A 14,993-nucleotide genomic window follows, 5' to 3' on the forward strand; every position below is an offset into this window, starting at 1 on the left:
GTGGGTTACCTCGTGTTATTTATTTTCTGATGCTAAAATTTCTTGGTTGACCGGGAATTCAGGTACTTTGCCATTTGAGAAATCAATAATGGCTTGTGCGGCACCAAGTCCAAGGGCTTGATTAGCCTCAATAGTTGTTCCGGCCATATGACTTGTCAAAATAGTATTCTTACTTGTGAATAATGGATTGTTTGGAGTTGGTGGTTCAGGATTGAATGAATCAACTGCAGCTCCAGCAATAGTGTCCGCGTTTAAGGCAGCGGCTAGGTCATTTTCATTAATAATTCCTCCACGAGCCGAATTAATGATGAAAGCTGAATCCTTCATAGTAGCCAATTCATTGGCAGTAATCATATTCTTTGTTTCAGCTGTGAGTGGCATATTAATTGAAAGAAAATCGGCCACTGGATAAATATCTTTTAATTTTTTGTAAAGCTTTACTGGTGATTCTTTCAAATATGGATCGTAACCAACGACATTCATGCCAAAAGCTTGAGCTAATTTAACTAATTCACGACCGATTTTTCCTAAACCAAGAATGGCTAGAGTTTTGCCACGAAGTTCGTTACCGTTGAGGTTAAATTGAGTTGAGAAACCAGGCAATGAACCAATTTCAGTTAACTGATCTTTCTTTTCGTGGATTAATTTATTAGAAGCTAAAACTTTTCTACTTAACATCAACATAGTAGTGATAACGTATTCGGCGACGGAAAATGCGTTAGCACCATTAACCTTGGCAACTAAAATATTTTTCTTAGTAGCCTCATCAACGTCGACGTTATTAATACCAGTACCATTACGTGAAATAATTTTAAGATTCTCGCCAGCATCAATTACTTCGGCGGGTAATTCGGATGAACGCATGATTACAGCATAAACATCCTTGATTTCCTTCTTCATTGTTTCAATGTCGGTTCCAGCTGAAATATGAACGTCAAAACCATTGTCCTTAAGAAGCTGAATTCCTTTGTCATCAATCTTTTCGCTTAACAAAACTTTCTTCATATGTGATAGCCTCCCATAAAAGTTACGTATATCACTAATTTAATTTCACTGCTAATTATAGTTAATGATTTCACTAAGATACAGTCACTAAATGGACCCCAGACGAACTAAATATTACACATAAAAGATCAAGAATATTGTTTTGGAGGATTTTTAAAGCCTTTGCAAAAATAAAATAATCAAAAGCAAGAACAAAAAGTTCATCAGGGGTAAAGAATTGAACTGTTCATTAGTGAAAAATGTAACTACAATTAATTTGAAAATAGTTGCACAAAGTAATTTGAATGGAGGAAAGACGATGAAGATTGTTAGCGTTGATATTATGAAAGTTCCAAGTGAAGATCCTAGTTTTAGTGGCAATAGTCAAGGATCCAAAGAGGATTGGTGTCCACTAGTAATCAGAATTAACACTGATACTGATATTTGTGGTTTTGGTGAAGCTGGTCTTGCATATGGTAAAGGTTGGCGTGGTGGCTTTGGCATGTTGCAAGATTTTAGCCAAGTCATTATAGGTGAAGATCCCCTGAACATTGAGAAAATTTGGGATAAACTTTTCAATACTACTTATTGGGGAATTGCCGGTGGTGTTGTAGTCAACGCAGCTATCAGTGCCATTGATATTGCACTTTGGGATATTAAAGGTAAGTATTACAACACCCCAACTTATGAAATTTTAGGTGGAAAGACAAATGATCATCTCAGAGCCTATGCTAGTCAATTGCAATACAATTGGGGTGAACAGATCGACAAACTAAAATTGATTACACCTGAAGATTATGCCGAAGTGACAAAGAAGGTTATGTCTGAAGGCTATGATGCTTTGAAGTTTGATCCTATTATGCTAAGTGACCAACCAGATGGTGGTGGCGAGTGGAATACTAAAGGAACCGTCTCCCAACATATCATTAAAGTTGCTTACGATCGTGTTAAAGCAATGCGTGAAGTTGGTGGGGATGACTTGGATATCATTATTGATATGCATGCTAACTCAGATACGACTTCTGCTATTAAGATTGGTCAAGCACTTGAGGATTTGGATATTCTTTACTATGAAGAACCAGTTAATACATTAAATCCTGATAATACTTTGGAAGTTTCCCAAAGAGTTAATATTCCAATTGCTGCAGGTGAGAGAGTATTCACTCGTTGGGGCTTTAGAAAATTCTTTGAAGATCGCTCTATCAAAGTTGCTCAACCTGATCTTTGCTTAGCCGGTGGAATTTCTGAAGCTAAAAAGATTTGTGATATGGCTTATACGTATGATATCAATGCTCAAGTCCACGTTTGTGGAGGACCAATTGCGATTGCGGCAGCTCTTCAAGTTGAAGCAGTTATTCCTAATTTCCTAATTCACGAAGTTTACCAACGTGCTATCAATGCCAAAGATCGTGCAACATGCAAATATGATGATTATCAACCAGTAGATGGCTTTATTGATATTCCTGATAGACCTGGTATCGGACAAGAGTTGAAACCAGAAGTCATTGCTAAATGTAAGAAAGTAACTATTAAATAACGGAGGCTTTTAAAATGAAGGATAAATTTATTTTAGGCGGCTATACAGAAGATAGCTATACGCCCCACAATCAATCAGAAGGTATGTACGTTGCTACCCTGGATACAAACAAAAAAAAGATTACCGATATTAGTTTGTTAGCTAAAGTCGATAATCCAGCTTTTCTAAATTATTCTGAGACTGACGGAAAAATTGCGACCGTTTTGACTAAGGATGGTAATCAAGGTGGAGTTGGGATTGTTGATACCAAAACTGGTAAATTGATTTCAGCTAGTTATTTACCTAAGAAACACGGATCTTATGAAGCTTATGATGCTACGAAGAATCTTTATTTCTGGAATGAATTGCCATATACAGTTCCTTCATATATTTCAATCGACAGTGAACATAAGGTTTTGTTTGCCGCAAATTATAATACTAATGCTATTCATACTTTTAAGATGAACGATAACTATGAAATTACTGATAGTCATACTTATCCAATCGAAGGTCACGGACCACTAGTTGAACAAGATCACGCCCATATCCATTTTGCCAGAGAGTTACCAGATGGTAGATTGATTGTATGTGGATTAGGCTGCGATAAGTTATTCATCTATGATGTTGATTTCGATACTGCTGAATTAACTTTAAAATCAGCATTTGATGCAAAACCAGGATTTGGTCCTCGCCAACTAGCCATTGCTAAAAAAACTAATTACATCTATGTTCTAGGTGAACTGTCTAGCCGTGTCGGTGTTGTTGAGTACAACCATGAGACTGGTAAATTGGAAAGAATTGCCGACTACTCTAATATTCCTGAAGGATACGTCGGACACAGTGGCTCAGCTGCCATCAGATTGTCAACGGATGAGAAGTTCTTATATATATCAAATCGTGGGCATGATTCAATTACTGTTTATAAGATTTTGGACGGAGGGAAACATCTTGAGAAGATTCAAAATATTAAAACTGAGGGTGTCTTCCCACGTGATTTCAGTTTGAGTAAGAACGGTGATTTCTTGCTGTGTGCTAACCAAAACACTAACGATTTAATTCTCTTTAATCGTGATACCAAGTATGGTTACTTAAGTATTGCTCAAACTGGTATCAAGCATGATGCTTGTGTTCGTGTTCTTGAAGCTACTGATTTTCTAAATTAAAAAAGAGGCAAAATCATTTAAGATTTCACCCCTTTAATTCAGATATTAAACTGTTTAATGAAGGATTTTTATTATTCGGTTGATACAAGAAGGCGGAAGCATAATATTTATTAACATTGTTCGTAATTCTAAGGAATTTGATCATCGGATTCTGAGCTCTTTCCTTATTTATAAAAGGACTAGGATAGAAACCGACGCCGTTGTTGGAAGCAACTAGCATGTCACGCTGTTCTAACGATGAGACACGACTGATTTGTTCAGGCGCGAGGAAACCGTCAAATTTATCAAGGAAAACTTCCCTTAAATAGTAAGATTCAGAAGAACTGTAATAAAGGACTTTCATATGTTTTATCTCATCCAGACTTGCAGAATCTTTTCTAGCAAGGGGACTGTTGACACTCACGCCGAGCATTAATTCACCTTCAGCTAATTTGATTATTTCCATAGCTTTAAAGTCAGCGCTCTCACGCGAAAGATTGTAATAAGGTGTGACGGCAAAATCTAAATTATTACGTTTCAATAATTGAATTAAGCGAATACCACTTTCTTCTTTTAATTCGAGTTTGATGTCTGGATACTTTTTCATAAAAGGGGCAATGATAGTTTCTAAGATGACTGTTTGATTGAGGGATGAAAAGCCAATTCTCAAAGTGGGTGTTGGTTTTTCATTGATAGTCTGCATTTTAGTTAAAGCATCATTGTAAGTGTTAACGATATCCTGTGCTGTAATAACAAACTGCTTACCGGCACTATTTAATTTGGTACTATTTTTCTTTCGTTCAAATAGTGGGGTATCGAGTTCGTTTTCGATTTGATCCATCTGTTTGGAAACTGTTCGTGGAGAAAGAAATAATTTTTCGGCAGCGGATTTGAAACTACCGTTTCTAGCGACAGACAAGAACGTTTTAAGTCGATTGATTTCCATTATGATGATCCCCCAATAAAATAATTTTTGAACAACTAATATTATTATACATGAACAATTATTACTTCGATTAATCAATAAATATACGAGGAGATTTTTTATGAGTATTCCAAAAATTGAAAAGATGGATGTATATCCAGTTGCTGGCTATGACAGTATGTTATTAAATTTAAGTGGTGCCCATGGTCCGTATTTCACAAGAAACATTGTTATCTTAACAACTGATGAAGGTCAGGTCGGTGTTGGGGAAGTCCCTGGTGGACAAAAGATCACTGATACTTTGAATCAATCAAAAGAATTAGTAATTGGTAGAACAATCGGTGAATACAAAGATGTTCTTTTGAAGGTTAAAGAAAAATTCTCATATTTGGATAAAGGTGGTCGTGGTCAACAAACATTTGATCAAAGAATTATGGTTCACGCTCTAACAGCCATTGAAACTTCATTCTTGGATCTATTAGGTAAACATTTCCACGTTCCTGTTGCTGCGTTATTAGGTGATGGTCAACAACGTGAAAAGGTTGGCGTTTTAGGTTACTTATTCTACGTTGGTGATACAAGTAAGACCGATATGCCATACTTACAAGACGATGATAATTCCAGTGATTGGGGTAAGTTGCGTCGTAAACCGGCTATGGATCCAGAATCAATTGTTAAATTAGCAAGGGCTGCTTACGATAAGTATGGTTTTAGGACTTTCAAACTCAAGGGTGGAGTCTTCGATGGCGAAGAGGAAGTTGCTGCTATCAAAGCGCTTCATGAGGCATTTCCAGAAGCCAAACTTGATCTAGATCCAAATGGTGCTTGGTCATTGAAACAAGCCATTCATTATGCTGATGAATTGAAAGGTATTCTTCATTATATTGAAGATCCGTGTGGTGGCGAAGATGGTTTCTCCGGACGTGAAATTCTTTCTGAGTTCCAACAAATTACGCACATGCCTACAGCTACAAATATGGTTGATACCGACTGGCGTCAAATGTCTCATGCGATCGCTTTGAATTCCGTTTCAATTCCATTGGCAGATCCACACTTCTGGACAATGGAAGGAGCTGTTCGTGTAGCTCAATTGTGTAATGAGTTCAATTTGAATTGGGGCGTTCACTCTAACAATCATTTTGATATTTCATTAGCAATGGTTGCCAATGCTGCTGCCGCTGCTCCAGGTCGTGTTTATGATGTTGACACTCATTGGATCTGGCAAGATGGACAAAATCTTACAAAGAATCCATACAAGATTGAAAATGGACAATTGACTGTTCCTAAGACTAATGAAGGTCTAGGAGTTGAAATTGATCTTGATAAGATCAAAAAAGCTAATGAACTGTATCTTAAAAAGGGCCTTGGTGCTCGGGATGATGCCAAAGCTATGCAATTCTTAATTCCAAATTGGAAATTTGATCCAAAGAAACCTTCAATGGTTAGATAAAAAATATTATTAATAATGTCGGTAGGGTTTCATAATCCCTCTAGTTTGGTAATCAGTGAAATACATATCATAAATACAGTTGCATATTTTCCAATTCTCTTCCAAATACCACTCTGGCCTAACGATTTGTTCTTCTAATTTTATCTTAGTAGGGCGAACAATATCATAATCTTTGTCAGTTCTCAAATATCCCTTAGTGTAGCTGTCTACACGGCCATTGAAACTAATTTTATCTCCAACATGTAATAAACCGAGTTGTTTGAATCCTTTAGTTAGATTGAACCATAAATGATCAGTTATAAAGATTGTATTATCATTGGACAATAACTTAATATTTAACAATAAAATAGTCGGAACGGCGTGCTTCTTGTAATAATCTGTATATTTGAAACCATATTTTTTAAATTCTCCATAAAAATGAAATCTTTGATCAGTACCTAATTTCTGTAGAGCAGTTCGTTTATTCTTCTTCATAATATTTTCCTATTAACGTTTGATTAATAGGAAATTACGATGAAAAATTTATAATTTTACCTATTTCCTGCTACTGGATTCCTTCAGTCAAAAAATGATACAATCCCAAATCTAATTCATGTTCCAATCGAAGTGTAAATTCAACTAATTTGGTAGGCTTACCATCAGTGTTATTCTCCACAATATCTTTTGCAGTAAGAACACGTGCGGAACCAAGATAGTAAAAATCTTTACCATCAATTCTATCGTTGTTGGATTTTCTCACAAATAATTGAATCATCCCAAAACCCTTATGTTTGAGAATTTCACTCTCAACGGTGCTAGAGGTTGAACGTCCACTTTTGGAGAATAAGGGTAGAGTTGATCGGTCTGAAAAGGTGTTTTCGTATACCATCTTATTTTGAACTTTCACAGTCTTCTTTAAAGATATGAAAACAGGTAGAAAACGTCCATCATCTCTTAAGCCATAACCACCAATGTTTATATAATTAGGTTCATGTTTCCAATTTAACATCTTGATAATATCAGGACGGTAATATTTTTCGCCAATGGTAAAGCGATTATGATAGATTGCTGGGTTCTGATGTACATCCCAAAGCTTTGTATCTAAAGCATCTTCAAAATATTTTCTAAATGATTGTGATTGCAACATTTGTTGAAGTTCAGAAGCAAATTTCCATTTATCATCGATACGGTCAGTTAACACAATTTGACCGTATTTTTTTTGCTTTACTTTTGAAAAATAACTGAAATTTAGGACAGAAGACACATTGTCCAAAGTTTCACGGTCACAGAAAATGTTTTGAGATTGAAGTTCAGATAGAATTTCTTCATCAGTTAAAGTATGTCGAAGTAACAATTGCTTCAAGATCCAAGCTTCCACAGGACGTTTAGATACAGTGATTTCCGCAGAAATAAATCTCAAAAATGAGTATTGTTCTTTAGTAAGTGAATTGGAAAAAGTATCTTCAAATTTATTTTGCATGTCATAAACAGTCTTGAATTTGTCAATTATATCGGGAACGTCAACACTACCTAACTTGGCAAAATCCAGTAACATCGGCGACCGTAATCCGATTTTATCTTTAAGATTTTGATAAGCAGCCTTGAAACGATTCATGTCATTTAATCTAGTTTTTGAAACCGCTATTAAGATTCGATTACGAGCGACTTCTTCAAAATGAATCGTAGAAACACCCGAGATACTGGGGCTAACAATTTGTTTGAGTATTTTCTCTTTATTACTAGTGTGAGAACGGTCGAATGCCATTGGAATCATATAATTTTCATCATAATTACCGATGAAATCTAAAATTGTCACGAATTCTTTATGATTAAATTTACGTAATCCACGTCCTAATTGCTGTAAAAAAATAATACTGGATTTTGTGGGACGCATCATGACGATTTGATTGAGAATAGGAATGTCCACGCCCTCATTAAAAATATCAACTGTGATGATGTATTGTAATTTGCCATTAGTTAATTTTCGAACTGCTTTTTCACGAGTCTCAACCGTATCTTTTGCGGAGACAAATTGAGAATTGATGCCTCTATTCGTGAGTTTAACAGCCAATTCGCGACCTTCAGCAACACGACTAACAAAAATCAATCCGTGCACATTGTCACCGCGAGGACCATAGTAATTGGTTTTGTCGATAATATAATTTACACGTTCATCAGATACTAAATACTTCAAACTAGTTTTATCGTCGATAACCTCACCATTTTTCTCATAGTCGGTCACGCCAATATAGTGAAAGGGCACAAGAAGACCATTATCCAGTGAGTCCAGTAGTGAAATTTCATAAGCTAGATGATAATCGAAATACTTATAGACATTAGTTCTGTCAGTTCGCTCGGGGGTGGCTGTCATGCCAAGCATGAATTGTGGCTGGTAAAAGTTCATCATACGTTGATACATTGATTCTTTTTCACCGGGCTGATTTTGGCTAACTCGATGAGCCTCATCAATGATAATGTAGTCAAACGCATTGGCTCCCAATTGTTCACGAACCGATTTTTTAGAAATCATATTAACCGTAGCAAAAAGATAGCGAGTAGTTACTTCTTTTTGATTACCGCTGAGAATACCATAGTCGTTGTCAGATCCACCTAAAATTTCTTTGAAACTAGACATAGCTTTACGCAGAATCTGTTCCCGATGGACGACGAATAATAGACGTTTAGGATTGAATTGCTGAACATCGAAAGCTGCTAAATAAGTTTTACCAGTTCCAGTTGCTGCCACAACCAAGCCTTTTTAGCATGTTCAACATCTCGTAAATGTTTCAGAGCTTCTAAGGCTGTTTTCTGCATTTTGTTAGGAACAATTTTGCCAGATGGTTCAGTCTTTTTCTTGGCCCGATAATTTGAATAATTGGGTTGCCAGTTTTGGCGATAATTTTCTATCCACAATGGTGTCAAAGTTGTGGCTTGTTGCCAAAGATTAGTCAATTCATTTTTAACATTACGAATAACGTCGCCACGTTCGGTTGAAGTAATACGTAAGTTCCATTCAAAATTCTTTTTCAAAGCGTTTTGCGTCAGGTTGGAACTTCCAATCAGGGCACTTTCATAATTGCCATGGTCAAAATAGTAAGCTTTCGTATGGAAACCATCTTGATCTAAGACTTTAACCTCAAGGTTAGGGATTTGTAACAAATCATCGAATACGTCGGGATTGTTAAACTCTAAATAAGTTGAAGTGATGAGCTTTCCGCGGACACCATGTGCAGCAATGTCGGCTAGAATACTTTTAAGATCCAATAGACCACCTGAAGTAACGAAAGCAACTGCGATGGTAAAGGATTTAGCAGTGCGTAACTCTTCTTCCAAAGTGTCGAGTACAGTTCCATTTTGATTAGTTATTAATGCGGGTTGATAACGGGATAATGATTGTGTTGAGTTGTCGATGAAGCCAAATGCCAGACCTTGGTTAATTTCATGATCAATATTCATAAGTTCACTTCCAATTTGTAATTGTTCTAATAGACAAGTATAGCAGAGCAATTAAGTTTTATAGATATGTTGTGTACAATGAAAGGCGAAGGAAGTGTATTTTATGAGTAACTCCCAAATTAATTATTTTATAATAGATTCTAGTTCCAGCATTGAACACAATGACGTAGATTTTAAATATTACAGTTATCAAAATCATAATAACAACCAGCTCCATAAGGGGGATTTAATCATCTACCGCCGATCTGGCAGTGCCTCAGAATGGGGCAATGAGTTTTACCTTTACGGTGCTGGTAGATTTGGCGATGTTGTCAGACAAGATCCGACTACTGGTAACGATATTGTCACGATTGAAGAGCCTTATCTGTTTTCTCATTGTCTTATGAAGCAAAATTTACGTACTTTTGATTGGACGTTTCGTAAATTCAAAGGTAAGTGGTCGAACTTTTTTAATATGAATGGCATCACGCAGATAAATGAGCATGATTATAGAGGTCTATTAGAGCGTCAAAAAAATATGACACCTGAAATACCTGAATTATCAGATGAAGAAGAATTGCTGGCGGTAAAGTGTTATCAGGCTGAGAAGAATGAAATGTATTTTATCAATGATGAGGCCAAAGGTATTAAAACTTATAATGCTGTTCAAAAATTTTTCGCAGATAAAGTAAAATTTAATTATCATTATAAATCAGCGGTGGCGGGTCCAGTAGATGAGGATGATTTAGTTGTAGCGAGAATTATTCCTTGGTCAGAAAATCAGGAAATCCGTTTAGACCCACGTAATGGAATAAGTTTTACTAAAGAACTTGCCAAAGCCTTTACAGCAGGGTATTTCACTTTTAACGATAAAGGTCATATTATTATTTCTGATGTTTCAGCTCCAGATGCAGAAACCGATAAATTATTAAATAAATACAAAAATAGAAAAATACATATGAATTACCAATATTCTCCTAATAGAGAATATTTACAATACCATCGAGAACATATCTTTAAGAGATAACCCTATTGACGAATATAAAATTTCACTGTATTATATGGACAACAACTTTTAATTAAGTCCAGTGAGACTTGGAAAGTGCAATCGCTTATGGGGAAACCCCAACTAACTTTCTTTGTCGCACTGGCAGGGAAAGTTTTTTTTATATCTTGAATTTTTAATCAGATCCAGTGAGGTCTCAAAGGTTCAGTCTAAATAATCAAATTAAGACAAAACTTTAGGGATGCTGGATAAGCATCCCTTTTTTATGTCTCAAATATTGCGAAAGTTTGGAGAATATTATGAAAAGATATCTAGTTTTTGAAGATGGCACTTACTTTGAAGGTAAGGCCTTTGGCAGCAATATTGAAACGATTGGTGAGTTAGTCTTTACGACTGGAATGAGTGGTTATCAGGAGGCTATTACCGACCAGTCTTACAACGGACAAATCATTAATTTCTGTACACCGATGATTGGCAATTATGGTATTGCCAAAAAATTTAATGAATCACCTAAATCATTCATCAAAGGGGTTCTAGCACGAGAAATTGCGGATACGGTTGGTAATTATCAAAGTGAAATGACGATTGATCAATTCTTAAAGGAAGAAAATATACCGGGAATTTACGACATAGATACACGTGCCATTACTTTGAAAATAAGAAAAGCCGGAACCTTAAAGGCTGCTATCGTTGACGATTTGAATTCAGGATTAATGGATCAAATTGAGAACTGGAAACTAGATAAAGCTCAACTCAATCAGAATATTATAAAAAAACCTCAAACTTTTGCAGGTAGCGGTAAACATGTAGTCATGCTTGATTATGGATACAAGCAAAGTATCGTTGATGAATTACAAAAGCGTGATGTCAAAGTTACAGTCGTACCGGGAAATACTTCAGTCACAGAAATTGAGAACTTATTACCAGACGGTATTCTTCTCAGTAATGGACCTGGAGATCCACTTGATCACACTGATATTTTGCCAAATATTGTTGAACTGGAGAAAAAGTATCCCGTCTTTGGTATTTGTATGGGACACCAATTGCTCTGCTTAGCTAACGGCGCTAAAACTTTCAAAATGAAATTCGGTCATCGTGGTTTCAACCATCCGGTTAAGAACCTGGAAACAGGAAAGATTTATTTCACTTCTCAAAATCATGGATATGCAGTTGATCCAGAATCCATCGCCCAGACTGAATTGAAAGTAACTCAAGTTGAATTGAATGATCAAACGGTTGAAGGGGTTGAACATACTAGATATGACGCTTTCTCAGTTCAATTCCATCCTGATGCAATGCCTGGTCCACACGATGCAGATTTTATCTTTGATAAATTTTTGGAAAGATTAAATAAATAGCTGGAGGAGAAATTAATTATGCCAAAGAGAACAGACTTAAAAAAGATTATGATCATTGGTTCTGGCCCAATTATTATTGGACAAGCCGCCGAATTTGATTATTCAGGTACTCAAGCTTGTCTAGCCTTGAAAGAAGAGGGCTATGAAGTTGTTTTGATCAATTCAAATCCAGCCACGATTATGACCGACAAGCACATTGCCGATAAAGTTTATATCGAACCAATCACTTTAGAATTTGTGGAAAAGGTTCTCGTAAAAGAACATCCGGATGCTATTTTACCAACCTTGGGTGGACAAACTGGTTTGAACATGGCGGTTCAACTCCAAGAATCAGGAATTTTGGATCAATTAGATATTGAAATCATTGGAACTAAGTTAGATACGATCAATGAAGCGGAAGATCGTGAAGAGTTCAAGGAATTAATGCAAAAATTACACGAGCCAATTCCAGCTTCACAGACAGCTTATACGTATCAAGATGCCAAGAAATTCACCGATAAAATCGGTTTTCCAGTTATTATAAGACCAGCGTTTACCATGGGTGGAACCGGTGGTGGTGTTGCTCATGATGATGTTGAATTAAAAGAAATCGTTGAACGAGGATTAAAAGTTTCGCCGTCTACAGAATGCTTGATTGAACAAAGCATTGCTGGATTCAAAGAAATTGAGTTTGAAGTAATGCGTGACAGTGATGATAATGCATTAGCCGTTTGCCATATGGAAAATGTTGATCCCGTTGGGATTCATACCGGAGATTCTATTGTCGTATCACCAATTCAAACTTTATCTGACACGGAAGTACAAAAATTACGAGACGTTTCTCTAAAGATTATCCGAGCTCTAAAAATTGAAGGTGGTTGTAACGTTCAACTTGCCATTGATACCAAAACAAGTAATTACTACATTATCGAAGTTAATCCGCGAGTTAGCCGTTCCTCTGCTCTAGCTTCAAAGGCTACGGGTTATTCAATTGCTAAAATTGCCGCCAAAATTGCTGTAGGATTGACATTAGATGAAATTACTAATCCTATTACTGGTAAAACTTTTGCTCAATTTGAACCAGCACTTGATTATGTTGTCTGCAAGATTCCTCGTTGGCCGTTTGATAAATTTTCCAAAGCTGATCGTACAATTGGAACACAGATGAAAGCAACTGGTGAAGTGATGGCGTTAGGTCGTAACTTTGAAGAAGCTTTACAAAAGGCGGTTCGTTCGCTGGATATTGATCAACATGACTTGATTATGGATTCTCTCAAGAATAAGGCAACTGAGGATCTGGAGAAGTATGTTTCTATTCCTAAAGATGATCGACTTTTCTACTTGGCTGAATTGTTACGTCGAGATGTTTCATATGAGAAAATTAACCAATTAACGGCAATCAATCCCTTTTTCTTGGCTAAAATGAAACGAATTATTGATTTTGAAAAAGTTTTAACTAGTGGAACTTTGACTAAAGAGGTTGTTATTGAAGCTAAACGTTTAGGTTACTCCGATAGAACTATTGGTCGATTGAATGACGTACCAGAAGATATTATTCGAACCTTTAGAATTCAAAGTGGAATTTTACCAACTTACAAGACAGTTGATACTTGTGCTGGTGAATTTGAAGCTGAAACACCATACTTCTATAGTACTTATGAAGCTGAAAATGAATCACAAAAAATGTCTGATAAATCTGTTCTAATCCTTGGCTCAGGTCCGATTAGAATTGGTCAGGGAATTGAGTTTGATTATTCAACGGTTCACTGTGTCAATGCTGTGCAACAGATGGGATACAAGGCAATCGTCATTAATAATAATCCGGAAACTGTCTCAACTGATTATTCGATTGCGGATAAGCTCTATTTTGAACCTTTGACATTGGAAGATGTATTGAATGTTTGTGATTTGGAAAAGCCGATTGGAGCAATTGTTCAATTTGGTGGTCAGACTTCAGTGAATTTAGCGGAACCCTTAAAAGAGAATGGTATCAAGATTCTAGGAACTTCAGTTGACGACATTAATCGAGCTGAAGATCGTGATTTGTTTGATCAAATCATTAAAAAATTAGAAATTCCCCAACCAATTGGTGGAACAGCTACATCTGCTAAAGGAGCTTTACAAGTAGCTCAAAAAATTGGCTATCCAGTTTTGATTCGCCCAAGCTATGTCTTAGGTGGGCGTGCGATGGAGATTATCAAATCAGATGAAGAATTGAATAAGTATATGCAAGAAGCTGTTCATGTTTCTAACAATCATCCAGTTTTAATTGATAGTTATTTAACAGGGCGTGAATGTGAAATTGATGCTTTAAGTGACGGGAAGAATGTCTTATTGCCAGGAATTATTGAACACATTGAACGTTCGGGTGTCCATTCTGGAGATTCGATGGCGGTTTATCCTCCTCAAAATATTCCTGATACTGTTCAAGATCAAATTGTCGAATACGCTAAACGTTTGGCAAAAGAGTTGCACTGTATAGGAATTATGAATATTCAATTCGTGATTCATGACAATCAAGCTTACGTGATTGAAGTAAATCCCCGGGCTAGCCGGACAGTGCCTTTCTTAAGCAAAGTTACTGGTATTCAAATGGCTCGAATTGCGACAAAATTAATTTTAGGAGCTGATTTTAACAGTTTAGGATTGGAACCTGGATTGGCACCAGAATCACGATTGATTCACGTTAAAGCACCAACTTTCTCCTTTAACAAATTAAATGATGTTGACAGTGCCTTGGGACCAGAGATGAAATCAACTGGCGAGGTAATGGGCTCAGGAGTTGATTATACAGAAGCTTTGTATAAAGCTTTTGAAGCTACGAATCAACATATTAAAGATGCCGGAAATGTTTTGATTACGGTCAATGATTCTGATAAGAAAGAAGCTTCTGGATTAGCTAAGCGCTTTGAAGAAGTCGGCTTCCAAGTTTTAGCCACTAAAGGGACTGCAGAATACTTCAACAAGCTGGGTATCAGAGCTAAGGTGGTACCAAAAGTTGGTGAGACGGATAAGGATATTATCTACGACATCACTCACAATAAAGTTCAATTGCTGATCAACACGATTGGTGATAAACGTACCCATACGTCTGATGGTTATATCATTAGACAAAATGCCGTCTTAAATTCAGTACCGTTATATACATCATTGGATACGGCGGATGCAATCTTGAGAGTGCTTGAGAAACGTTTTATTGGCGTAAATCCTTTGTAAATC

At 36.4% G+C, this 14,993-nt stretch carries 11 protein-coding genes; 6 read left to right on the plus strand and 5 right to left on the minus strand.

The genetic code is table 11. The annotated features are described in order from the left end of the window. Window positions 1-15: 15 nt before the first annotated feature. Complete coding sequence (locus tag LA20249_RS09320; protein ID WP_057738458.1) at window positions 16-1,005, minus strand: hydroxyacid dehydrogenase; 990 nt, start codon at window positions 1,003-1,005, stop codon at window positions 16-18. 298 nt (window positions 1,006-1,303) lie between these two features. Here LA20249_RS09320 and LA20249_RS09325 point away from each other — a divergent pair, with 298 nt between their 5' ends. Next, window positions 1,304-2,521: a mandelate racemase/muconate lactonizing enzyme family protein gene (locus LA20249_RS09325; protein WP_057738456.1), complete on the plus strand. Its 1,218-nt coding sequence runs from the start codon at window positions 1,304-1,306 to the stop codon at window positions 2,519-2,521. 14 nt (window positions 2,522-2,535) lie between these two features. Then, window positions 2,536-3,663: a lactonase family protein gene (locus tag LA20249_RS09330; RefSeq protein ID WP_057738454.1), complete on the plus strand. Its 1,128-nt coding sequence runs from the start codon at window positions 2,536-2,538 to the stop codon at window positions 3,661-3,663. Between the two features lie 25 nt (window positions 3,664-3,688). On the opposite strand, the gene LA20249_RS09335 is transcribed toward LA20249_RS09330, so the two are convergent. Continuing rightward, on the minus strand, window positions 3,689-4,588 hold the full coding sequence (locus LA20249_RS09335; protein WP_057738452.1) for a LysR family transcriptional regulator: 900 nt from the start codon (window positions 4,586-4,588) through the stop codon (window positions 3,689-3,691). Window positions 4,589-4,688: 100 nt separating this feature from the next. Between LA20249_RS09335 and LA20249_RS09340 the strand changes: the two genes are divergently transcribed. After that, window positions 4,689-6,017: an enolase C-terminal domain-like protein gene (locus tag LA20249_RS09340; RefSeq protein WP_057738450.1), complete on the plus strand. Its 1,329-nt coding sequence runs from the start codon at window positions 4,689-4,691 to the stop codon at window positions 6,015-6,017. 9 nt (window positions 6,018-6,026) lie between these two features. Here the strand turns inward: LA20249_RS09340 and LA20249_RS09345 are convergent, their stop codons facing one another. The 3 genes from LA20249_RS09345 to LA20249_RS11895 all read right to left on the minus strand — a co-directional run bounded on the left by LA20249_RS09345 (window position 6,027) and on the right by LA20249_RS11895 (window position 9,452). After that, complete coding sequence (locus tag LA20249_RS09345) at window positions 6,027-6,491, minus strand: hypothetical protein (RefSeq protein ID WP_057738448.1); 465 nt, start codon at window positions 6,489-6,491, stop codon at window positions 6,027-6,029. Window positions 6,492-6,561: 70 nt separating this feature from the next. Then, window positions 6,562-8,742 carry a DUF3427 domain-containing protein gene (locus LA20249_RS09350; RefSeq protein ID WP_235806751.1) on the minus strand — a complete coding sequence of 727 codons (2,181 nt, stop codon included), beginning with the start codon at window positions 8,740-8,742 and terminating at the stop codon, window positions 6,562-6,564. Further along, window positions 8,709-9,452: a phospholipase D-like domain-containing protein gene (locus LA20249_RS11895; RefSeq protein ID WP_235806750.1), complete on the minus strand. Its 744-nt coding sequence runs from the start codon at window positions 9,450-9,452 to the stop codon at window positions 8,709-8,711. The genes LA20249_RS09350 and LA20249_RS11895 overlap by 34 nt, the downstream gene beginning before the upstream one ends. A 103-nt stretch (window positions 9,453-9,555) precedes the next feature. Between LA20249_RS11895 and LA20249_RS09355 the strand changes: the two genes are divergently transcribed. From LA20249_RS09355 to carB, 3 genes are all read left to right on the plus strand, one after another. Then, window positions 9,556-10,458, plus strand: coding sequence for an HNH endonuclease family protein (locus LA20249_RS09355; protein WP_057738446.1), 903 nt, complete (start codon window positions 9,556-9,558; stop codon window positions 10,456-10,458). Between the two features lie 278 nt (window positions 10,459-10,736). Next, complete coding sequence (locus tag LA20249_RS09360; RefSeq protein ID WP_057738444.1) at window positions 10,737-11,795, plus strand: carbamoyl phosphate synthase small subunit; 1,059 nt, start codon at window positions 10,737-10,739, stop codon at window positions 11,793-11,795. Between the two features lie 18 nt (window positions 11,796-11,813). Continuing rightward, entirely contained in the window at window positions 11,814-14,990 is a 3,177-nt protein-coding gene (gene carB / locus LA20249_RS09365; protein WP_057738443.1) for a carbamoyl-phosphate synthase large subunit, read from the plus strand. The last annotated feature ends 3 nt before the right edge of the window (window positions 14,991-14,993 follow it).

It is taken from the genome of Companilactobacillus alimentarius DSM 20249 (genome assembly GCF_002849895.1).
Lineage (GTDB): Bacteria > Bacillota > Bacilli > Lactobacillales > Lactobacillaceae > Companilactobacillus > Companilactobacillus alimentarius.

Bases quoted from the DNA above. Each gene is read 5' to 3' on its own strand.
- LA20249_RS09340 (WP_057738450.1), top strand. From the start codon at position 4,689: ATGAGTATTCCAAAAATTGAAAAGATGGATGTATATCCAGTTGCTGGC.
- LA20249_RS09345 (WP_057738448.1), bottom strand. From the start codon at position 6,491: ATGAAGAAGAATAAACGAACTGCTCTACAGAAATTAGGTACTGATCAA.
- LA20249_RS09335 (WP_057738452.1), bottom strand. From the start codon at position 4,588: ATGGAAATCAATCGACTTAAAACGTTCTTGTCTGTCGCTAGAAACGGT.
- carB (WP_057738443.1), top strand. From the start codon at position 11,814: ATGCCAAAGAGAACAGACTTAAAAAAGATTATGATCATTGGTTCTGGC.
- LA20249_RS09330 (WP_057738454.1), top strand. From the start codon at position 2,536: ATGAAGGATAAATTTATTTTAGGCGGCTATACAGAAGATAGCTATACG.
- LA20249_RS09355 (WP_057738446.1), top strand. From the start codon at position 9,556: ATGAGTAACTCCCAAATTAATTATTTTATAATAGATTCTAGTTCCAGC.
- LA20249_RS11895 (WP_235806750.1), bottom strand. From the start codon at position 9,452: ATGAATATTGATCATGAAATTAACCAAGGTCTGGCATTTGGCTTCATC.
- LA20249_RS09325 (WP_057738456.1), top strand. From the start codon at position 1,304: ATGAAGATTGTTAGCGTTGATATTATGAAAGTTCCAAGTGAAGATCCT.
- LA20249_RS09320 (WP_057738458.1), bottom strand. From the start codon at position 1,005: ATGAAGAAAGTTTTGTTAAGCGAAAAGATTGATGACAAAGGAATTCAG.
- LA20249_RS09360 (WP_057738444.1), top strand. From the start codon at position 10,737: ATGAAAAGATATCTAGTTTTTGAAGATGGCACTTACTTTGAAGGTAAG.